Origin of the sequence: Streptomyces sp. NPDC006643 (assembly GCF_042870175.1) — a bacterium.
Taxonomy (GTDB): Bacteria; Actinomycetota; Actinomycetes; order Streptomycetales; family Streptomycetaceae; genus Streptomyces.
Genome location: NZ_JBIAHA010000016.1, coordinates 206,982 through 227,469, shown reverse-complemented (window position 1 = coordinate 227,469; position 20,488 = coordinate 206,982). Strand labels below are relative to the sequence as shown.

Here is a 20,488-nt window from a genome sequence, read left to right as displayed (position 1 = left end):
CGCATGAAATCTATGTCGAAGAAGTTCCTGATTCCAGCTGCGGTACTTGTGGCCGCCTGCCTGACAGCCGGGGCATTTTATGCACTCGGATTGCCTCCGTTCGAGAAACGCGGCGAAATACAGGCAACCAAAGTCTGCGAGTCGCTCGGCGACTCGCAGCAAGCGGCCTCGACACTCAGAACGGTCCTGCCGAAGGAACCCGAATACTCCTTCAGGGGTAGAGTGACCGGCGGACTCGTGACACAGCAGAGCAACGGGTTCAGGAGCGATTGCGCCGTCTACGGCGAGGAGGAAACGCTCCTGAGCGCCGGGACGTTGGTGATGGAAACCCAGTCCAGCGACAGTTGGGCGAAGTATTCACTGGAGGCTGGTGACGAGTCTCGTGAGAGCTTCGAAGCCGGATCCGGCGGCTTCATCACAGCGGGTAACACAGTCGCCATTCAGGTGCCCTGCGCCAAAGCAGGAACCATTCCTGGCGGCGAATACAGCATCAGAGTTGTCGTTGACCTGAGGTCGAACAAGGCATCGAACGAGGTGCGCCAGGGCCTGAAGGACCTGGCAATCGAGGCGGGGCGCTTCGCACACAACGAGACGGACTGCAACCTCCCCTCCAAATTGCCCGAGTAGGTCTCGGCAGTCCAGCTGTGGATTCTGAGGGGAGGAGAAAGTGCTCCCGGGCGCAGGAGCAAGAGATGCACCGAGATGCTCTGCGCTGAGGCGTCCGCAGCTGGACGCACGACGCTCGCGACGATACGCGCGAACCTTTTCGCGAGAGCTTGCCGGAGTATCCGGAACACTGATCGAAGTACCGTGAATGCCCTGATGCACTACCACGGATTAGGCACGGCAAAGGGGGGCACCTCCCGCGCGTGCCCCCCAGTCGCCGCAACTGCCGGTTGCTTCGGGGAAGTTCTCAGATCTCTGGGACTTCTTAGAAGTAGCCGGCAGACTTCTTGTCGCCCGCCTGGTACGTCGGGCCGGCCTCGCGGACCCTGCGGGCGATGTCCTTGAGCGCGTTGTGGATCAGACGCGTCTCGTGGTCCCACTTCTTGTGAGCCGCGTCAGCCGCGGTCTTGGCCTCACCCTCGAAGGTCGAGGAGACGCCGCGGATCTTCGTCTGAATGGCCTCAAGGCTCTGGTCGAGCCGGGCGGCCTGCTTCTCGATGACCCCGGCGGCCTGCTCCAGCGAGCCGTAAGTCACGACCATGGTGCCGTCGTTCTGCTGAGCCACGAGTCCTCCTGTTTCCTGTCAGTGTGTTGTGTGGTGCGTGCTGTGCGGTACGTATACGCGGCTGACTGACGGTCCGTCAGTAGCCGTTGATGTTCGACGTCGCCTTCGCGGTCGCGGCAGCGTCACCGGAGAAGCCGGCGGTCACGTCGACGCCGTTGAGGGCCGCGTAGACCTCGTCCTCGGTGTTGCCCGCGGTCGTACGGGTGACCTGGATCGCTTCCTGGAAGTTGAGCAGCATCTTCGCGATGCGGACCATGCCGGAGTTGATCTCGGCCTGCTTCACATCGAAGGCGCTGGCGCCGATGCCCTTCCAGGCACCTTCCAGGCTGTCGATGACGCCCTGGAGGTTCTTCAGCTGGCCTTTGACGTCCTCGAACTGGACCGTGATCTGGTCCTGGACGTCCTTGAGTGCCTGATCGCCGACCTTCTGGACTGCCATATGTCAGTCTCCTTTTCGTATGTGCTCGTTACTGCGTGGGTGCTTCGGTGAGTGGTCTGTGCCGCCCGGTCACGCGGTGCGGCGTTTGCGTACGACGGCGAACGCGCCCCCGGCGAGTACGGCGACAACCGCCACTCCGCCAAGGATCAGCCCCAACTGGCTGTCTTCGCCACTGTCTTCCGCACTGCCTGCCGCGACGGTGTCGGTGTCGGCGTCCTTGCCCTTGTCGGTTCCCGTGTCCTTCGCGCCGCCGGCCCCGGGCTTGGAGGAGGCGTCGCCATCCTTCTCCGACCCCTCCGAGGGCGCACCCGCGTCGGCCGAATCGCCGCTCGTCGTCCGCTCGTTGGTGAGCGGGCTGAGGTCCGGATCGCCGGGCTTGCCGATCCCGCGGTTGATGGCGGCGTTGGGGCGGACGATCCCGTGGCCGAGGTAGTTGCTGACGGTGCCGGGCTTCCAGTCCTCGCCACGGCCTGCGGACTCGAACATGACGCGCAGGACCTGGTTCGCGGTCCAGTCGGGGTTGGCGGACCAGATGAGGGCGGCGGAGGCGGAGGCGAGGGCGGAGGCGGCGCTGGTACCGCCGTCGCCGTCGCAGTACTTGGTGAAGGTTGCGTCGCACCAACCGGGAATGTCGTTGGCAGGGGCGGCGATGTCGACGACGTCACCATGTTGCGAGTACTTGGCCACCTGGCCCTCGCGGTCGGTCGCGGCCACGCCGACTACTTCGGGATAATTGGCCGGGTAGCCTGGTTTGTTCGCCTCGTCACCAGTGTTTCCAACGGCGGCGAAGAACAACTTTCCTTTGCTGTACGCGTACTCCACCGCCTCTTTCTCCGCCGCGTGCATGAACACACTGCCGCCCGAGTAGTTGATGATCTTGGCATCACCGTCGGCAGCCGCGCGGATGGCGCTGGCGCTATCGAAAGTTTTCGACTTGTGCTTCTCCTCGAACTCCTTGTTGGCCACGCGCATCGGGATAATCTTCGCCCCGGGCGCCAGCCCCTTGAGTCCGCCACCTGCGCCTGTTCCTGCGATCAACTCGGCCATGGTCGTCCCATGTCCGTCGTAGTCGTCCGTCGTCCCGTCCGTCTTAGTGGCGTCCAAGCCCTTGAGTACCTGCCCCTTGAGCGACGAGGTAGACGCATTGACGCCGGTGTCGATGACGGCGATCTTGACGCCCTCACCCGTAGATGTTTTCCAGATCTCGTCGACCCGCATGGCGTCCAAGTACCACTGCTTCGCCTGCACGTCTGCGGCGACCGCCGCCGGGGCACCGATCGCCCCCACCATCGAGGCCGCAATAACGGCCACCGCGCACAGCGGACCGCGCCGAAAGCCGTACGACCCGAATCGCTTCCGGACCTGGTTCATTCCTGCCGTCATCCCGACTTCCGAACCTTCCGCTGTGCCTAGTCGATGACTGGCGGTACGGCATCACGGCGCCGCACCGTCCGCGTTTCTTCCTCGTCCGCCCGGTTCTCCGGACGGGACTGCTCAGGGCGCTCCGGCTCCTGGTCGTCGGATTTCCGACCGCGTCGGTCACCGGTCAGGCCTGAGCCACCAGTTGTGAAACCGCCACCGCGGGGAGACTTACCACCGTTCCGTGGAGTGCCTACAACACCGTTGGAACTGGGCATGCCTCGCCCGGTGGGCCGTGTAGCGCCCTGTGCGGGCTTGTTTCCCACGACACCGGACTGACTGGGACGCGCCGCCGACGCAGGCCGGCCCGGCGCATTCCCCTGCCCCTGCCCGCCGATGACGTTTCCGCGGGGAATTCGCGATCCGGAGTTGCCCTTGCTCCCACCGGAGGTGCGCTGCGGCGTTCCTCCTACGATGCCGTTGTTACGGCCGCCCGTACGAGAGCCTGAGGATGTCCCCGAGCCGGAACGCCCGCCCATGGGCTGCCCTCCGGTGCTCGGTCGGCCGACCATGGGACTCCGGGTCGCATTGGTGCCGCCGCGTCCCGCACCGGGGCCCATGGGTGTCGTCGGCCTGCCGACGGGGCCCCTGCCCGACTGGGAACCCGAGGTGGTGCCGCCGTTCATCGGGGTGGGGCGCCCTACGGGACCGGGACGACCGCCACCGCCCGTACCCGTTCTCGCGTTGGAGACCGGCCCCGGCCCCCCTCCCCTGGGCCCGAGCGGGGGCCCGGAACGAGGGCCGCCGCCACGTACTGGAGGACTGAAGTTGGGGCCCAACGGGGGGACATGCGCGTTTGACACTGGCGGCCCACCAGTCACTGGGGTGGGCTGCGTGGGCGCAGGATTCGTGGGCGTGGGCGGCAGCGTCGTGACGCTGTCGATCTCCATCGAGGTGTTCGGCAGGGGCTTTTCCGTAACCAAGCCGTCAGTGCCAGTCCGGACTACGCCCTCAGTGCCACCAGCATCGGTGCGAACAGCGCTCGATTGCTGGGACGACGAGTCCAGCGCGCGCGTGCCGCCGGAGTCCCCCGAAACGAATTCTTCGTTCCACTCACCGTATGACGGCGGCGGCACCGGCGTCGCCAGCATCTCCGGCAGCACCGGCTCCTTCGCACCCGCCAGCGACTGTTCCGACACCGCGTAGAACGACGCCAGGCGGTTCATCTGGTTGATGGCCTCCTGGCGGTTCTCCTCCGCCTTCACGGCCTGCTTGTACTCCGGGTTGTCCTCCCGCTGTTCCGAGACCGGGAAGTCCTTGGGGCGCCTGGGGTCACCCCGGTTGTCGCGGGGCGGTTTGGCGCTGCGGACCGATGTCAGGCCGGTCGCCGCGACGGTCATCTGAGTGCCGACGACGTTCGCGAACGAGCCCAGGTCCCAGGCGTACCTCGCCAGTTCGTTGCCGTAGCTCTGGAACTGGGTAGCTGCCTCACCGTGCCAGTCCGTGGCCTTGACGAAGTCGCTCAGTTCCTGCGCGGCGTCGTTGAGGCTTTTCTTAGCCCTTTCAAGGTTCTTGCCGGCGTTCTCCAGATCCGAGGGGTTCGCGCCGTCCAGCAGGTCGAGCATGTCGTTGAGCCCCCGCTCCTCGAAGCTCGTCCTGCCGAAGAACCCACCGGAGGTGCCGAAGAAGAGTCCACCCATGGACGACGCCATGCGCTCCGTGACGTCGACCACGCCGAACTCTGTCCGGATCTGCGTGGCTTCTTCGTTCTGCTGCTGCTCCTGGGGGGAGAGCGGCGGTTTCTTCTCGTCAGTCATGTCTCATCACCCCAAGTCCTTCGTGCCGCCGGTGGCGTCCTGACGCGGCGCCTCGGGCGCCCCGCCCTTCTCCTGCCGCTGCTGCTTCTCCTGAGCCTCACGCTGCTCGTCCAGACGGGTCTGGATCGTGTGGAAGCGGTGCCGCAGATCGTCCTCGACGTTGTTGTAGCCGACGTCGGCGGCGTGAACTCCGATGCTCAGCAGCTCTATCTGGTCCGCGAGGGACTTCGACAGGGTGATGAGCGACGTGTGCACACGGTCGTACTGTTTCGAGAAGCCCTCGGCCTCGTCGAACTTTCCGGGGCCGCTGAACGAGGCTCGCGGCACGCGCTGGGCCTCGATCTCACCCTTGCTACCAGCGCCGCGCTCGAACTCCGAGAGCAAGATGTTGATCTTGCTCTGGAACTGCTTCAACGCGCCTACACCGCGCTCAAGATCACTCGCCATCGGAGCCCCCGCTCACGCCACACACCGACTCAGGCACGATGCCCGTTCCTCTCCCCGTTTGCTTCTGTCCTACGGCGCGATCACGCGGACGGGGTTTCCCGGACCGGTCTTCCCCGTTCAACCGGTGATCGCACGTAACACTCTAACTACTCAGCCGTAAACGTCGAAGGGCGTTATCCATCACGTGACTTGACTGTGGCAACAGCTCCCTCAACCGTCACCACTTTCACCGACTCTCCTCAACCCGCCGCGCCCGGCGACGTGAATCACGCAGTGCGACCGAACCGCCCGTGATCGCCGCCACGAGGACGGCGCCCCCGACAAGGACGTAGGTGGCGAGCCGGGAGTTCCGTTCCTCGGCGGATTCGCCGAGGTGGACTTCGGCCGGGGTCGGGGCGTCGGCGCGGGTCACACCTTCGTGTGCCACCGGCTTCTCGACAGGCTTGTCATCCTCGGTCAGCGCGCGGACCGGGTCCACGACGCCCCAGCCGACGAGACGGTCCCGGCCTGGGATGGAGCGCTCCGCCGTCTGCTGGATCTGCGCGACGATCTGCTCCTGCGTCCAGTTCTCGTGCTTGCTCTTGATCAGCGCGGCGATTCCCGCGACGTACGGGGCGGAGAAGCTGGTGCCGTTGTCGGCGCAGTGGCCGCCTCCGGGGACGGTGGTGACCATGTCCACGCCCGGCGCCGCGATGCCGACGAAGTCGCCCGGCTGGGAGAACGGGGCCCGTTCGTTGTTACGGTCGGACGCCGCCACGGCGAGTACGCCGTCGTACGAGGCGGGGTAGGTCTTCTTGTCCTTACCGTCCGCGCCGTCGTTGCCCGCCGAGGCGACGACCACGATCTCCGCCGCGAGGGCGGCGTCCACGGCCTGCTTCAGCACCGGTGTGGGCTCCACGGCGTTCGCCGTGTCCTGGGAGATGTTGATGACGTCGGCCTTCTCGCTGACCGCGTGGTCGATCGCGGTGGCGAGCGTCTCGGCGGTGCCGTTGCCGTACGCGTCGTTCTGCTGGATCGGAATGATCTCGGCGTCGGGCGCGAGACCGACGAAGCCGGTCTCGTCGCCGGGGCGCGCGGCGATGATGCCGGCGACCTTGGTGCCGTGACCGACGACGTCGGTGGTGCCGTTCGACTTGCCCCGTTCGAGCTTGTTCCCGCTGTCGTCCTTGGCGTTCGTGGGAATCAGATTGCGGCCGCTGCCGACGTCCACCGCCTTGGTCAGTTGCGGGTTCTTGATGTCGACGCCGGTGTCGATGACCGCGACCCGCACGTTCTTGCCGGTCGACTGCTTCCACAGTTCGTCCATGAGCACGCGCTGCAAGGACCACGGCCGGCCCGCGTACTTCTCCCCGGGGAAGTCGCACTGCCCCGTGTCGGCCGTCGCGGTCGGCGCCGACAGGGTCACGAGCGAGAGCGCGGCGGTGGCCAGGACCGTCGTCGCGGCGGCCAACTTGCGGTACGTGGGTGCGGAGTTGGGCGTGCGTGTACGCGTGTGTCGATGCGTGCGTGAATGCGTGCGCGCATGTGTACGTGCGCGCGTGTTGATGTACGTCATGGCTGACCCGCCCCTCACGAACCCTGCGGCTGACCCGCGGCGCTGGTCGACAGTCGCGGCCCCGTCGGCAGGAACGAGGACCAGGCGGCCGGCACGGGCGCCGCGTCCACGTTCTGGTAACCGAGCCTGTTCTGCGCCTTCTGCACCTCGCTCTGGCTGGCCTGCTTGTCCTTCTCCGAGCCGGACTCACCGATTCCCGAGTCCTCCGTCGCGTTGTCGCCGTTGGACTGCATCGCGTACCGCAGTCCGGTGTCCGTAACGAGGAAGAGGAAGCCGGACTTGGTCGTGCCGCCCGTGAACTGACGGAACAGCTGGCCCGACCCGGGTGTCACGTACGCGCTCGTGGCCCCCGTCGGCAGCGTCGCCGGGAAACCGGTGCCGGCCCAGGTGGTGAGCGTGGTGTCGCCGCCGTCCGGGTCGACCTTGCCGAGCACGTTGCACACGGTGTTACGGCTTCCGTCCGACGTACTCGCGGAGTTGACGGCGTCGGGCTCGTCCTCCGGCCAGTCCTTGTCCTGGCCGAACGGCTCGCCGGGCCGGAAGGTCGCGGCGCTCACGGACGTGGCCTCGCCGTTCTGGCCCACGTCGATCAGATCGGGGCCGTTGAGCAGGAGCTTCGCGGTGAAGTCGGAGATCGGGGCGACCCGTCCTTTGAGTACGACGTAACTCTGGTTCTTCGTCCCGTCCGCCGCGTTGAGGATGGTGCCGACCTTGTCCAGCTCGGGATCCAGGTCGCCCCCGACGCCCGCGTCGACGCCGGGCGTTTCCTTGATGTCGGGGAAGTCGACGGGGTCGCCCTCGTGCAGCGTCTCCAGCCACGCGGCGGAGACGCGCTGGGGCTCACGTGTGTCCCCGACGAGGACCTGGAGCAGCACGTCGTCCTTCGCGTCGACGGTGTACGCCTTTCCGGCCCGGTCCACGATGTAGCGGGTCTCGTCGGGCCCCTCCACGTACATCAGCTCACCGCCGACGAGCTGGTTCGTGCCCTCGGTCTTCTTCTGCTCGCGCTCCGCGAAGACGAACGCCGCCTTCTCGATGGCCTGGCCACCCTCGCCGGGGCGCTCGCAGACAGCCCAGCGCTTGGCGGCACCGGCCTCCTTGGCGTCGGGCAGCCGGTCAGGGGCGTAGGGGATGCCGAGGGTGGCACCGCGCGGGATCTTCCCGTTGTCCAGCACGGACTCGTCGACGTTGATGACCTTGCCCTTGTCGGGGTCCAGGAGGAGCTTCGCCGACGACATGTTCAGGACCGGGTGGAGCTGGATCTTGCCCTTGGTCTCCAACACCACGTAACGGGTCGTGGACTTGCTGGCGATGATGACGTTCTCACCAGGTGTGTTCCACTTCTTGGGCGCCACCGGCTTGAACATCCCCCAGGCGCCGAAGATCGCCAGGATGACCACCGCGACGATCATCCCGGGCACCACCCCACGCAGCGGGCGGGGCGCGCCCTCCTCGGAGCCGGTCGAGTTCGGCTGCACGAACTGCGCGATCAGCCTTCGCTTCGCGAAGGTGTAGGCGTTGAGTTCGTCCCGTCGTGATGCCATCTGTCCGCTGTCCCTCTCCCCCACTGCGCGGCCGGCTCCCTCTCCTCTCGCAGAGGGGCACCGTCGTTCCGGCCCCCTACTATGCATGCTGGAGATCACGCCTCACTGCTCAGGTAGGGTGATCGCCCGGTCAACGGCCCACGGGGAAACGGCCATTACGGACAGAGGGGGCAACGCGGGGATGGGTACGGCGACGCGCGCACGCGATGGGCGGACTTCCGGACAGGCCCCCGGCCCTTCCCGATCTTCCCGGCGGCAACGCCGCAATGCCCCCGGCGCCGGCCCGGTGCCCCCGGTGGGCGCCACGCCGCCACGCCCCCCGGCGACGACCACACTGCGCGCGCTCTCCCGCACCAGCCATGTCGGCCCCTTCCAACTGAGGCAGTTGGTACTGGTCGAGCTGGCCCTCGCGCTGGCCGCCGTCGGCGCCGTACTCGGCGGACTGTGGCTGGTCCCCACCGTCGCCGTCGCCTGTGTGCTGGTCGTGTTCGCCGTCCTGCGCCGCCGCGGCCACGCTGTCCAGGACTGGCTCTCGACCGTCCTCTCCCTCCGTGCGCGCGAGCGGGCCGCCGAGCCCGCCCCGGTGGACGTCGATCCGTCGCTGGCCCCAGTGACGGAGAGCCTCCCGGCGCTGCGCCCGTACACCTACGTCGACCGGGACCGCCGCACCGTCGGGATGCTCGGCGACGGGAGCTTCCTCACGGCGGTCGTACGGGTCGAGGCGAGCGGGTCCGCGCTGCGGCCCGCCTTCGGCGCGCGGGCGCTGCCGCTGTCGCTCCTGGGCGGGGCCCTGGAGGTCGACGACATCAAGCTGGAATCGGTCCAGTTGGTGCAGCAGGTGCGCTCCGCGCCCGCGCCGCACCTGCCGCCGCAGTCGGTCGCCCGGCTCTCGTACATCCCTCTTCAGGAGAAGACCGGCGCCCCGGCGTTGCGGCTGACGTGGGTGGCGGTGAAGCTCGATCCCGAGCTGTGCAAGGAGGCGGTGGACGCGCGCGGGGGCGGCGTTGAGGGCGCGCAGCGTTGCCTCGTACGGGTCGCGGACCATGTGGCGAGCCGAATCACCGGAGCGGGCTTCCGGGCCGTCGTGCTGGACCAGGAGGAGCTGAACTCCACCATCGCGACATCGGCCTGCGCCAGCCCCGCCCAGGCCGCCCTCGCGGGCCGTCCCGACGCGTCCCCGTCGCGACGTACGGCCGAGACGCCGCGCGTCTGGCGGTGCGACGACCGGTGGCACACGACGTACGCGGTGGGCCGCTGGCCCGAGTTGGGGCGCGGTGCGGCTCCGCTGCCCAAGTTGGTGTCGCTGCTCACCGCCACGCCGGCGTACGCGACGACCTTCAGCCTCACCCTGCGGCGCGGCGCCCATCTGGGCGCCATGACGGTGAACGGCCATGTCCGGATCACCGGCGGCAGCGACACCGAACTCGTCGGTGTGCGGCGGCTGCTGGAGCAGGCCGCGCGGTCGGCCAAAGTCGGACTCGTACGCCTCGACCGTGAGCAACTGCCCGGGGCCCTGGCCACACTTCCTCTGGGAGGCGCTCGATGAGCGGGCTGCGTACGCTGCTCGGCCCGCGACACGCGGGGCACACCATGCCCGTCGACGAACTCGGCGCGCTCTCCCTGCCGGTCGGCGACGACGGCGTGGTGATCGGCGACGACGCGGAGGGGCACCCCCAGATGGTGGGGTTCCACCGTTCCGCCCCGTACGACGTCCTGTTGATCGGCGGACTCTGGACGGCGCAGGTGATCGCGCTCCGCGCGGCGGGCACCGGGGCCCGTGTGGTGGTCGAGACGGGGCGCGCCCAGGCATGGACGCTGCTGGCGCAGGCCGCCGGCGCGGGGCTTGAGTGCATCACCCTGCACGACGTGGGGCGGGTGCCGCCGCAGGGAGCGACGGTGGGCAGCCCCGTGGTTGTCGTACGGGACGCCGGCATGCGACCGCCTCGTGGCCGTGTGGTGTCGGGGCCGTGGCAGTCCGTGCTGACGCTGCTGCCGTATCTGAGCCCCGTGGCGCCCCGGTTGATGCGGAACTCGACGCTGGTCGGCATACAGCGGGTGTCGCCGCGCGAGGCCGAGCAGATCGGCCGGATTCTCGGACTGTCCGCCGCGGAGAGTGAAGCGCTGCCGACGCTGGCTGACGGCGTCACCCTGTGGTGTGCCGGGCGGGAGCGTCACTGGGTGATGACGAGCCCCACGGACGCCGAGTCGGGTCTGCTGGGTACTGCGCGCAGGATGGACTGAGCCGCACCGTACGGGGCGGCGTACAGGCGGTTTACGGGGCGGGGCACGGGGCGGCGTGGGGGGCGGCGCACGGGGCTGGGCTCCCGGCGGGGGTGACGGGGCGGCAATCGCCGGACCGGACGTGCCGGGCGGATCTAAGCTCCTTGGGAGCACGCGTCGGTGGGGCCGTCTGTCTTCGCCGGTGCGTGGAGATCGTTCAACTCAGCCGCTGTAGAAGGAAGGCCGGACCGATGGGGACCGCGCAGGAGAAGGACGAGTTGTACGCCCTCGACATCTCTGATGTCGAGTGGCTCAGCGCCCCGGGCACGAGCGAGGACGAGGAGCGGGTCGAGATCGCGCATCTGCCCGGCGGGGCGGTGGCGATGCGATCGTCGGTGGATCCCGACACGGTGCTGCGCTACACGGAGGCGGAGTGGCAGGCGTTCGTACTGGGCGCTCGCGACGGGGAGTTCGACATCCGGTAGAGGTCCGTGCCGGGGAGCCACGCCTGAGAGCCGCAAGCCGCACCGAAGATCCGGCGGATGCGGTGGAACCTTCCGATCCGGGCGCCGGCGGTGACGGACGCCCGGACCGGAGCACGTCCGGACGCCGATACCGGATTGTTGGGTCGCGCCCGGGGTGGAACGAACGGGCAAGCATTCGTGCGCTGTTGTCCCGATTCACCCCATCCTCTCCCTGACCGTCTGCCGCACCCGAATCACCCGGCGGCAAGGGCTGGCGTACGGGGCGGCGGACAACGGATGGGCGGGCCTGACGGAGTGGGCTCGCGGGCGATTAGGCTGGGTCGGGGCGCACAAGAACCCGCAGGCATGTCGGGAGCGTCCCACAGGGTAGAGCCGGGCTGATCGCGCGACAGGGGTCGCCCCCACCCGACACGGCACAAGGGTGCTCGACCACACCAGGAGGCAAAGTGAACGGCGATCGGGACGAGATCCGTAGGGACTGGAACACTCCCGTCGATGATCAGTCCGACGCGGAGCCCGCCGAGATGACGGGTGAGTTCACCATCGACTACACCCCGCCGGCCTGGTACACGCAGAACGCCTCCGGGGACGCGTCGGGCGACGGTGCGGGGCAGCGGAGTTCCACGCCTCCGCCGCCGCCTCCGAACGGGGCTCCGGTGGCCGTACCGGGGCTGCCCGCGGGGAGCGGGTACGAACCGAACTGGCCGCACCGGCAGCCTCCGCCGCCGATCCCCGCGCAGGGCGCGCCCCTGTCACCCTCCATCGATCCCGTGGTGCCCACGACGCCTCCCGAGGCGCCCTCCGCCTCTCCGTCCGCTCCCCCGTCCGCCCCGTCAACTGACGGCGCCGCCGCGTCGGAGCCGTACGCGCAGCCCTTCGGCGCCGGCGATCTGGAGAGCGGGGCGACGATGCGCTTCTCTCCGGCCTCGCTGAAGCGTGAGATGGCGGAGATCGAGGCCGCAAAGAGCGCGGCGCAGAGCGCTGAGAGCGACGCCGATGCCGACGCCCATACCGATGCCGATGCTGACGAAGACAAGGACCGAGGCGCCGACGGGGCCGCCGACGGGGCGGCTGCCGACGCTGATGCCGCTCGCGGTGAGGACACGGGCGAACGCGAACGTCAAGGCGAGGGCGAGGGCGACGAGGACCGGGCCGGGAATCGCCTGACCGGGTCCGCCCAGTCCGACCACCAGGCCGAGGAAAGCTCTGCCTCGTCGACCGACCCCGACACCCGCGCCGACAACGATGACGACGAAAGCGCGACCGACTCCGGGGAACCCGCCGTAGCCGGCGCGGACATCACCGATCTCCCGGACGAGCTCCGAGGCCGCCCCGCAGAGCCGGCCGGCGCCGCCGACGAACCGGCCGACGCCGTGCCCACGGACGGGCCCTCCGACGCCGCCCCGTCGCCGGACACTCCGGCGGCCCCGCCCGCGCCCGCGCTGCCCTGGGCCCCGTCCCCCGCCGTGCCGGAATCCGGCCTGCCCCCGTTGCCGCCGGCCTTCCAGCCGGCCGCGCCGGCGCCCGCGCCGCAGTGGCCCGCCGATCGCTCCTCGACGCCGCAGCCGCAGTCGGTGTCGCAGGCCCAGCCGCAGTCGCCGCCGCCCGTGGTCTCGCCGTCCCACGCCCCGTCGCAGCAGCAGCCTCCGGTGTCCCCCGCCACGCCGGCGACTCCCGCCGCGACGGCGCAGCAGAGTGGCTACGGATTCCCGCAGCCCGGCCAGCAGGGGCAGCCGGGGGGACCCGCGCCCCTCAACGCCGGGCCCAACGCCCCGTACGCGCAGAGCGGTTACGGTTTCCCCCAGCCCGGCCAGCCAGGGCAGCCGGGCCAGCCGGGTCACCAAGGCCCGCAGCAGGGGTACGGATTCCCGCAGCCGGGCCAGCCCGTACAGCCGGGGCAGTCCGTCCAGCCCGCCCCGTACGCCCCCGTACAGCAACAGTCGCCGCAGGCGCCGCACGCCCCGCAGACGCCGCCCGCGCAGGCGCAGCAGCAGCAACAGCAGCCGCACCTTCCCGTACCGGCGTCGCCGACGCCCAATCTGCCGGCCCAGCAGCAACAGCCGTACCAGCAACAGCAGCCGCACGGCGCGCCCGGTACGCCGCCCGCCGACCCGCGCTCCGGCACGGGCTGGCCGACGGCGATGGCGCACGACCAGCGCGAGCGTTCGGTGCCGGGCGCGCCGCTCGGCTACACCGCCGCCGTCGAGCTGTCCTCCGACCGCCTCCTGCGCAACAACAAGCCGAAGGCCAAGAGCAGCCGCAACCCCTCAGGCGCCTCCCGCTTCAAGATCGGGGCGAAGAAGGAGGAGGCGGAGCGGCAGCGCAAGCTGGAGCTGATCCGTACGCCGGTGCTCTCCTGCTACCGCATCGCGGTCATCAGCCTCAAGGGCGGCGTCGGCAAGACGACCACCACGACCGCCCTGGGCTCCACGCTGGCCACGGAGCGGCAGGACAAGATCCTGGCCATCGACGCCAACCCGGACGCCGGGACGCTCGGCCGGCGCGTACGCCGCGAGACCGGGGCGACGATCCGCGACCTGGTGCAGGCGATCCCGTACCTGAACTCGTACATGGACATCCGCCGGTTCACCTCGCAGGCGCCGTCCGGGCTGGAGATCATCGCCAACGATGTCGATCCGGCGGTCTCCACGACGTTCAACGACGAGGACTACCGGCGCGCGATCGATGTGCTCGGCAAGCAGTACCCGATCATCCTCACCGACTCGGGCACCGGTCTCCTCTACAGCGCGATGCGTGGAGTGCTGGACCTCGCGGACCAGTTGATCATCATCTCGACGCCGTCGGTCGACGGGGCGAGCAGCGCGTCGACGACGCTGGACTGGCTGTCGGCGCACGGGTACGCGGACCTGGTGCAGCGCTCGATCACCGTCATCTCCGGCGTACGCGAGACCGGAAAGATGATCAAGGTCGACGACATCGTGCAGCATTTCCAGACGCGTTGCCGCGGCGTCGTCGTGGTGCCGTTCGACGAGCATCTGGCCGCGGGCGCCGAGGTCGACCTCGACATGATGCGGCCGAAGACGCGTGACGCGTACTTCAACCTGTCCGCGCTGATCGCCGAGGACTTCTCGCGCGCACAGCAGCAGCAGGGGCTGTGGACGGCGGACGGCAACCCGCCGCCACACCTCGCGCCGCCGATGCCGGGACACCAGGGCCAGCAGCAGGGACAGCCGCAGGGGCAGCTTCCGGGCCAGCAGCACGGGGCGCAGCCACCGTACGGGCAGCCGGGACAGCAGGCGCCGGGACAGGCGCCGGGCCACGCCCCGTACGGACAGCCGCAGATGCCGGGACAGTACGGGCACGGTCAGGCCCCCGGCCAGACGCCGGGCGGGGCTCCGGGGCAGCCGGCGGTTCCCGGCCAGCCGTACCACCCGCAGCAGCCTTATCCGCAGCAGCAGGGCTGGCAGCAGTCGTTGCCCTCTCAGGCGCAGTCGTCCGGCGGCCCGGCCGGGCTGCCGCCGGGTCAGTACCCCGGCCAGCAGCCCGGTCAGCAGCCGGGCGCGCACCCCGGCGCACAACCGCTTCCGCAGCATCAACCGCACCACCACCAGCAGCCTTCGCAGCCGGGCGCGCCGGGGCATCCGGGCCAACCCGGTCAACCAGGGCATCCGGGTCAAGCGGGACAGCGGGAGTTGCAGGGTCCGGTTCCGCCCGCCGGCTGGCCACCGCAGGAGCCCCCGCAGGCTCCGCCAGCGCCTCAGCAGTAAGGCGTCAGAGGTTGAGACCAATGAGGGTCCGCACCGTCTTCACGGTGCGGACCCTCATCGCATTCCCGCAGCCCACACGGGGTTTCGACGCCCGTTGACGTGGCCCGATCACCGCTGATAGACCTTCGCTTCACCAGTTGGTGAGCTGAAGTCAACGCAGCTGCCACTACCGGACAACGCGAGCAACCGATACACGCCGCCGCTTCGAGTGACCGCTTGAACCGTCGGCAATCCCGACCACCCGTCTTCTGCCGTTCACTTCACTCGTCTCACTTCGCTCGTCTCCGGCGTGGCCCGCTTGTCTGTTCTTCTTCTCAGCTCTCAGTCTCTGCTTATATGCTTCTCTGTTTCTCCGTGCGAGTGATGACGCGAGGTCACGACCCATGGTCACAAGGATTCCGCCCCGTACGACGCGGCAGCCCACCCGGCAACGCTTCCGATTCCGTCTCTTCCTGGCCTCCGGGGCCGCTGCCACGGCGATGGCGGCGGGTTCCGTGATCCCGCTGAGTCCGCTGCTGCCCTCGCCGCCGCAGGCCCAGGCGGCGCCGAACTCCGTGAACGCGCCCAACGCCCCGAAGGCCCCCAAGGCCCCGGCGGCTGCCGACGGCAAGAAGGTCCTCACGGTCGCCGTCGACCAGAGCGTCGACTCGCTGAGCCCGTTCCTGGCGCAGACCCTGCTCGCCACCAGCGTCCATCGGCTGAGTTACGAGTACCTGACGAACTACGACGCCAAGGACGCCCGCACCATCCCCGGCTTCGCCACCAAGTGGGCATCCTCGCCGGACAAGTTGACGTGGACCTTCACCATCCGCGACGACTCCAAGTGGTCCGACGGCAAGCAGGCCACCGCCGAGGACGCGGCCTGGACCTTCAACAAGATGATGACGGACCCGAACGCCGCCACGGCGAACGGCAGCTTCACGTCGAACTTCAAGAAGGTCACCGCGCCCGACCCCACGCGGCTCGTCATCGAGCTCAAGAAGCCGCAGGCCACGATGACGTCGCTCGACGTGCCGATCGTGCCCAAGCACATCTGGGAGAAGGTCGACGACTTCTCCAAGTTCAACAACGACAAGAAGTTCCCGATCGTGGGCAACGGCCCCTACATCATTGAGGACTTCAAGGTCGACCAGTACATCCGGCTGAAGCCGAACAAGGACTTCTGGCGCGGCGCCCCGAAGTTCGACGAGCTGGTCTTCAGGTACTACAAGGACCGTGACGCCGCGGTCGCCGCCCTCCAGAAGGGCGAGGTCTCGTTCGTCTCCGGCCTGACGCCGGCCCAGGCCGCCGCGCTCGGCAACGCCGAGAACATCAAGGTCAACGACGCCCCCGGACGCCGCTTCTTCGCACTCGCCACCAACCCGGGCGCGAAGGCGAAGGACGGCGAGAAGTTCGGCAACGGCCACAAGGCGCTGCTCGACCCGGACGTCCGCAAGGCGCTGTTCCACGCGGTCGACCGCAAGACGATCGTCGACAAGGTCTTCCAGGGCCACGCGGTGGAGGGGCAGGGTTACATACCGCCGCGCTTCGACTCGTACTTCTGGCAGCCCTCGGACAGCCAGAAGATCGGCTACGACCCGGCGAAGGCCGCGGCCCTCCTCGACAAGGCTGGCTACGAGAAGAACGGCAGCGGCAAGCGCGTCGGCGAGGACGGCAAGCCTCTCAACTTCCGTATCCTCTGCCACGCCACCGACCCCAACGACAAGGCCGTCGGCAAGTACCTCCAGGAGTGGTGGGGCGACCTCGGCATCGGCCTCAAGGTCGAGTGCCTGGACAACGTGTCCGACCCGTGGCTCGCGGGCAACTACGATCTCGCCTTCGACGGCTGGTCGGTCAACCCGGACCCGGACTTCGTCCTGTCGATCCACACCTGCGGCGCTCTGCCGGCCACGGCCGAGGACACCGGCGCGACGGACAACTTCATCTGCGACAAGAAGTACGACGACCTGTACGCGAAGCAGTCGGTCGAGTACGACGTCGCCAAGCGCACCGACCTCGTCAAGCAGATCCAGTCGCGTCTGTACGACACCGGGTACATGAACGTCATGGTCTACCCGAACGCCGTCGAGGCGTACCGAACGGACCAGATCAAGTCCATCACGACCATGCCCGAGGCCGCCGGCAACATCTGGGGCCAGGACGGTTACTGGAGCTGGTGGTCCGCCGTACCGGCCGACGGGACCGGAGAGGCGAGTTCCGAAAGCGGCTCGTCCACCGGCACGATGATCGGGATCGGCGCGGCGGTGGTGGTCGTGGTCGCACTCGGGCTCTTCTTCGTGATGCGGCGCCGTTCCACCGCCGAGGACCGTGAGTAGGGCTGTGGGCAGGGCGGCAGGCGAGGCGACAGGCAAGGCCGCGAGCGGAATCGCGAACAGGGGGTCCGGGAGGCTTCCCCGGAAAGACACCGTATGAGCAGCTCACGCACCCCCGGTGTGGTGCGGGACGCCGTCGACGACCCGGTGAAGACCGGGCCGTCCGGCGGGTCCCGCACCCGTGCCAGAGGACACAGGACCGACTATCTGCTGTACGTGGCGGGCAAGTTGGGCGGCGCGGCGGTCTCGCTGTTCGCCGTCCTCGTCACCAGCTTCTTTCTGTTCCGGATCATCCCCGGCGACCCGGTGAAGGCCATGACGCATGGCAAGCCGACGTCGCTGGAGCAGATGGCGACGCTGCGCAGGCAGTTCGGCCTGGACCTGCCGATGTGGCAGCAGTTCACCGAGTACTGCGCGAAGGCGTTGACGGGTGACCTGGGGACCTCGTACCAGTTCCACGCCCCGGTCGGGGAGCTGATCACCGAGAAGCTGCCCGCGACGCTGCTGCTGACGGGCGTCGCCGTACTGATCTATTCGACGCTCGGTCTGTGGCTCGGTACGCGCTCCGCGTGGCGCCACGGCGGCCTCGGCGACAAGGTCAACACGGGTGTGGCGCTCACGCTCTGGTCCGTACCGTCGTTCTGGCTGGGGCTGCTGCTGATCATCGTGTTCTCCGTGGGCATCGGCCCCGTTCCCGGCATGTTCCCCAGCGGCGGGATGCAGTCGGGGAACGAGACCGGCTTCGCCCACGTGCTCGACGTCGCGCACCACATGGTCCTGCCGGTGGTGACGCTGGTGGCGGTCGGCTACGCGCAGACGCTGCTGGTGATGCGGTCGTCGCTGCTGGACGAGATGGGCAGCGACTATCTGACGACGGCACGGGCGAAGGGCCTGCGGGACGATCTCGTACGGCGCCGGCATGCCGTGCCCAACGCGATGCTGCCGACGGTCACGATGGTTTTCATCAACTTGGGCCACGTTGCCGCCGGTTCGATCCTCGTCGAGACGGTCTTCTCGTGGCCGGGCCTCGGCGGGCTCTTCTACCAGGCGCTGAGCGTTCCTGATCTGCCGGTCGTACAGGGGCTGTTCGTGGTCTTCGCGGGCGCGATGATCCTGATGAACCTCCTGGCCGATCTGCTCTATCCGCTGCTCGATCCCCGGGTGGGCCGATGACCATCGACAAGACGCCGCCGAATCCCTCGGAGCCCGCGGACCCTGCGGGCCCCGCGGAGACGGTGCCTGAAACGACCGAGACGACCGAGTCCACGGGGACGAACGAGACCGCGGGGACTGGCGAGAGCGCGAAGAAGCTGGCGCCGTCCGCGTCGGCCCCGTCCGCGTCCGCCCCGTCCGCCTCGTCGCTCGCCTGGGCGCGGCGCCGCGCCTCGGTGTCCCGTTTCTGGCGCCAGTACCGTACGCACCGTGCCGGCCTCATCGGTCTCGCCGGCCTCGCGATCATCGCCCTGATCGCGCTGACGTCGCCGCTGTTCATCGGCGGCGACGTGCAGAGCGTCACCGACGCGCCGGGCACGGCGCTGGAGAGCCCGAGCGGTGAATTCCCCCTCGGTACGGACCAGTTCGGCCGGTCGCTGCTCGGCCTGCTGATCTGGGGCGCCCGGATCTCCCTCGTCGTCGGGCTCCTCGCCGCGGCGCTGTCGGTGGCGATCGGCACCCTTGTCGGCATCATCGCCGGGCATTTCGGCGGCTGGTTCGCGACGGTGGTCATGAGGATCACCGACTGGTTCCTGGTGATGCCCGCGCTCGTACTGGCGATCGTCCTGGCAACGGTGATGTCGCGCAGTATCTGGACGGTCATCCTGGCGATCGGGGTGACGGCCTGGCCGACGACGGCGCGCCTGGTGCGCGCGCAGACCATCGCGGTCGAGTCGCGGCCGTACATCGAACGGGCCCAGGCCCTCGGCGGCGGACACGGTCACATCATGACGCGGCATGTGCTGCCCAACGTGATGCCTCTGGTCCTCGCCCAGACGACGCTCGGAATCTCCACCGCGATCCTGACGGAGGCGACGCTCGCGTTCCTCGGGCTCGGCGACCCGTCGGTCGTCTCCTGGGGCGGGATGCTCCAGGACGCCCGGGAGGCGGGCGCCGTATCGTCCGGACACTGGTGGTATCTGGCGCCGCCCGGTATCGCGATCGCGCTCGTCGCGCTCGCCTTCACGCTCTGCGGCCGTGCGATCGAGGCCGTGCTCAACCCGAAGCTTGGGGTGTCGCGTTGACCGAATCACCGAAGGCAGAGACCTCGAAGGGGGCGGCGCCGGGCCCGGCGTCCAGTCTGCTGGAGATCAAGGATCTGCGGGTCACGTACGGTACGGGGCCCTCCGCCGTGCCCGCCGTACGGGGCGTCGACCTCGTCCTCGAAGCGGGCCGCAAGCTCGGCATCGCGGGCGAGTCCGGCTGCGGGAAGTCCACCCTGGCGCTGGCCCTGCTCCGGCTGCTGCCCGCCTCCGCGAAGCTGACCGGCCAGGTGCTGCTCGACGGTGAGGACGTCCTGACCATGAAGTGGGGCAGGCTGCGCGCGGTGCGCTGGGCCGGGGCCTCGATCGTGTTCCAGGGCGCCATGCACTCGCTCAACGCCGTGCACCGGATCGGCGACCAGATCGCCGAACCGGTGCTGCTGCACCGCGGCGCCACACCGGCCGCCGCGCGCCGGCGCACCGTGGAACTGCTGGAACAGGTCGGCCTGCCGGCCGCCCGCGCCGACGCCTATCCGCACGAGCTGTCCGGCGGACAGCGGCAGCGCGTGATGATCGCGATGGCGCTGGCCTGCGATCCCCGGCTCATCGTCGCGGACGAGCCGACGACGGCGCTCGACGTGATGATCCAGGCCCAAATCCTGCGACTTATCGAGCAGTTGGTCGCCGAGCAGAACATCAGCCTGCTGATGATCAGTCATGACCTGGCGGTGCTCTCCGACACCTGTGACCGGCTCGCCGTGATGTACGCGGGCCGGATCGTCGAGGAGGGGCCGGCGAAGTCGGTGTACGACGCCGCCGAGCACCCGTACAGCCGCGCGCTCTCCGCGGCGTTCCCCCGGATCGGCGACCCCTCATCGCGGCGGGCCCCACGCGGTCTGCCGGGCGACCCGCCGGATCCCTCGGCGCTGCCGTCGGGCTGCACGTTCCATCCACGCTGCCCCGTCGCGCTGGACGACTGCGCACGGGAGGACCAGTCGCTGCGTGAGGCGGGGCCGGGCCGGCGCGCGGCGTGCGTGCACGTCGGAGTGGCGGTACCGGCGCAGGTGCCTGCGACGCCCGCGGAACGACTCCCATGACGTCCGCACACGCCGACGGGGCGGCTGCCCCGCTCCCGCGCACGGCGCGGCCGACGCCG

Annotated in this window: 16 protein-coding genes; 9 read left to right on the top strand and 7 right to left on the bottom strand. The window is 69.2% G+C overall.

The window, feature by feature from the left end:
• The first annotated feature begins 3 nt into the window (after positions 1-3).
• A complete protein-coding gene (locus ACFYNU_RS22795; protein WP_356595962.1) occupies positions 4-627 on the top strand; it encodes a hypothetical protein in 624 nt (207 codons plus the stop codon).
• A gap of 304 nt (positions 628-931) precedes the next feature.
• Here the strand turns inward: ACFYNU_RS22795 and ACFYNU_RS22790 are convergent, their stop codons facing one another.
• The 7 genes from ACFYNU_RS22790 to eccB form a co-directional block, all read right to left on the bottom strand.
• Positions 932-1,231, bottom strand: coding sequence for a WXG100 family type VII secretion target (locus ACFYNU_RS22790; protein WP_356595960.1), 300 nt, complete (start codon positions 1,229-1,231; stop codon positions 932-934).
• 76 nt (positions 1,232-1,307) lie between these two features.
• The gene (locus tag ACFYNU_RS22785) at positions 1,308-1,670 is read right to left on the bottom strand and encodes a WXG100 family type VII secretion target (RefSeq protein WP_356595958.1); all 363 of its coding nucleotides are present in this window, start codon (positions 1,668-1,670) and stop codon (positions 1,308-1,310) included.
• Positions 1,671-1,739: 69 nt separating this feature from the next.
• Positions 1,740-3,053 carry a S8 family serine peptidase gene (locus ACFYNU_RS22780; protein WP_356595956.1) on the bottom strand — a complete coding sequence of 438 codons (1,314 nt, stop codon included), beginning with the start codon at positions 3,051-3,053 and terminating at the stop codon, positions 1,740-1,742.
• A gap of 26 nt (positions 3,054-3,079) precedes the next feature.
• Positions 3,080-4,846 (bottom strand): hypothetical protein, encoded by a 1,767-nt coding sequence (locus ACFYNU_RS22775; protein WP_356595954.1) that lies wholly within the window; start codon positions 4,844-4,846, stop codon positions 3,080-3,082.
• A gap of 6 nt (positions 4,847-4,852) precedes the next feature.
• Positions 4,853-5,293, bottom strand: coding sequence for a hypothetical protein (locus ACFYNU_RS22770; RefSeq protein ID WP_356595952.1), 441 nt, complete (start codon positions 5,291-5,293; stop codon positions 4,853-4,855).
• 226 nt (positions 5,294-5,519) lie between these two features.
• Entirely contained in the window at positions 5,520-6,848 is a 1,329-nt protein-coding gene (gene mycP / locus ACFYNU_RS22765; protein ID WP_388767082.1) for a type VII secretion-associated serine protease mycosin, read from the bottom strand.
• A gap of 14 nt (positions 6,849-6,862) precedes the next feature.
• Positions 6,863-8,392 (bottom strand): type VII secretion protein EccB, encoded by a 1,530-nt coding sequence (gene eccB / locus ACFYNU_RS22760; protein ID WP_356595948.1) that lies wholly within the window; start codon positions 8,390-8,392, stop codon positions 6,863-6,865.
• Between the two features lie 181 nt (positions 8,393-8,573).
• Between eccB and eccE the strand changes: the two genes are divergently transcribed.
• The 8 genes from eccE to ACFYNU_RS22720 all read left to right on the top strand — a co-directional run bounded on the left by eccE (position 8,574) and on the right by ACFYNU_RS22720 (position 20,429).
• Positions 8,574-9,938: a type VII secretion protein EccE gene (gene eccE, locus ACFYNU_RS22755; protein WP_356595946.1), complete on the top strand. Its 1,365-nt coding sequence runs from the start codon at positions 8,574-8,576 to the stop codon at positions 9,936-9,938.
• Positions 9,935-10,633: a hypothetical protein gene (locus ACFYNU_RS22750; RefSeq protein WP_356595944.1), complete on the top strand. Its 699-nt coding sequence runs from the start codon at positions 9,935-9,937 to the stop codon at positions 10,631-10,633. The genes eccE and ACFYNU_RS22750 overlap by 4 nt, the downstream gene beginning before the upstream one ends.
• A 230-nt stretch (positions 10,634-10,863) precedes the next feature.
• The gene (locus ACFYNU_RS22745) at positions 10,864-11,097 is read left to right on the top strand and encodes a DUF397 domain-containing protein (RefSeq protein ID WP_356595942.1); all 234 of its coding nucleotides are present in this window, start codon (positions 10,864-10,866) and stop codon (positions 11,095-11,097) included.
• Between the two features lie 446 nt (positions 11,098-11,543).
• A complete protein-coding gene (locus ACFYNU_RS22740; protein WP_356595940.1) occupies positions 11,544-14,825 on the top strand; it encodes an SCO5717 family growth-regulating ATPase in 3,282 nt (1,093 codons plus the stop codon).
• Positions 14,826-15,208: 383 nt separating this feature from the next.
• Positions 15,209-17,140, top strand: a complete 1,932-nt coding sequence (locus ACFYNU_RS22735; protein WP_356595938.1) for an ABC transporter substrate-binding protein — start codon at positions 15,209-15,211, stop codon at positions 17,138-17,140.
• A gap of 93 nt (positions 17,141-17,233) precedes the next feature.
• Entirely contained in the window at positions 17,234-18,310 is a 1,077-nt protein-coding gene (locus tag ACFYNU_RS22730; RefSeq protein WP_356595936.1) for an ABC transporter permease, read from the top strand.
• Entirely contained in the window at positions 18,307-19,374 is a 1,068-nt protein-coding gene (locus ACFYNU_RS22725) for an ABC transporter permease (RefSeq protein WP_356595934.1), read from the top strand. Before ACFYNU_RS22730 ends, ACFYNU_RS22725 begins: the two co-directional genes overlap by 4 nt.
• Positions 19,375-19,430: 56 nt before the next feature.
• Positions 19,431-20,429, top strand: coding sequence for an ABC transporter ATP-binding protein (locus ACFYNU_RS22720; protein WP_388767097.1), 999 nt, complete (start codon positions 19,431-19,433; stop codon positions 20,427-20,429).
• Positions 20,430-20,488: the final 59 nt, after the last annotated feature.

Coding starts and splice junctions, on each gene's coding strand:
- ACFYNU_RS22795 (WP_356595962.1), top strand. CDS start 4: ATGAAATCTATGTCGAAGAAGTTCCTGATTCCAGCTGCGGTACTTGTG.
- ACFYNU_RS22785 (WP_356595958.1), bottom strand. CDS start 1,670: ATGGCAGTCCAGAAGGTCGGCGATCAGGCACTCAAGGACGTCCAGGAC.
- ACFYNU_RS22780 (WP_356595956.1), bottom strand. CDS start 3,053: ATGACGGCAGGAATGAACCAGGTCCGGAAGCGATTCGGGTCGTACGGC.
- ACFYNU_RS22775 (WP_356595954.1), bottom strand. CDS start 4,846: ATGACTGACGAGAAGAAACCGCCGCTCTCCCCCCAGGAGCAGCAGCAG.
- ACFYNU_RS22770 (WP_356595952.1), bottom strand. CDS start 5,293: ATGGCGAGTGATCTTGAGCGCGGTGTAGGCGCGTTGAAGCAGTTCCAG.
- mycP (WP_388767082.1), bottom strand. CDS start 6,848: ATGACGTACATCAACACGCGCGCACGTACACATGCGCGCACGCATTCA.
- eccB (WP_356595948.1), bottom strand. CDS start 8,392: ATGGCATCACGACGGGACGAACTCAACGCCTACACCTTCGCGAAGCGA.
- eccE (WP_356595946.1), top strand. CDS start 8,574: ATGGGTACGGCGACGCGCGCACGCGATGGGCGGACTTCCGGACAGGCC.
- ACFYNU_RS22750 (WP_356595944.1), top strand. CDS start 9,935: ATGAGCGGGCTGCGTACGCTGCTCGGCCCGCGACACGCGGGGCACACC.
- ACFYNU_RS22745 (WP_356595942.1), top strand. CDS start 10,864: ATGGGGACCGCGCAGGAGAAGGACGAGTTGTACGCCCTCGACATCTCT.
- ACFYNU_RS22735 (WP_356595938.1), top strand. CDS start 15,209: ATGGTCACAAGGATTCCGCCCCGTACGACGCGGCAGCCCACCCGGCAA.
- ACFYNU_RS22730 (WP_356595936.1), top strand. CDS start 17,234: ATGAGCAGCTCACGCACCCCCGGTGTGGTGCGGGACGCCGTCGACGAC.
- ACFYNU_RS22725 (WP_356595934.1), top strand. CDS start 18,307: ATGACCATCGACAAGACGCCGCCGAATCCCTCGGAGCCCGCGGACCCT.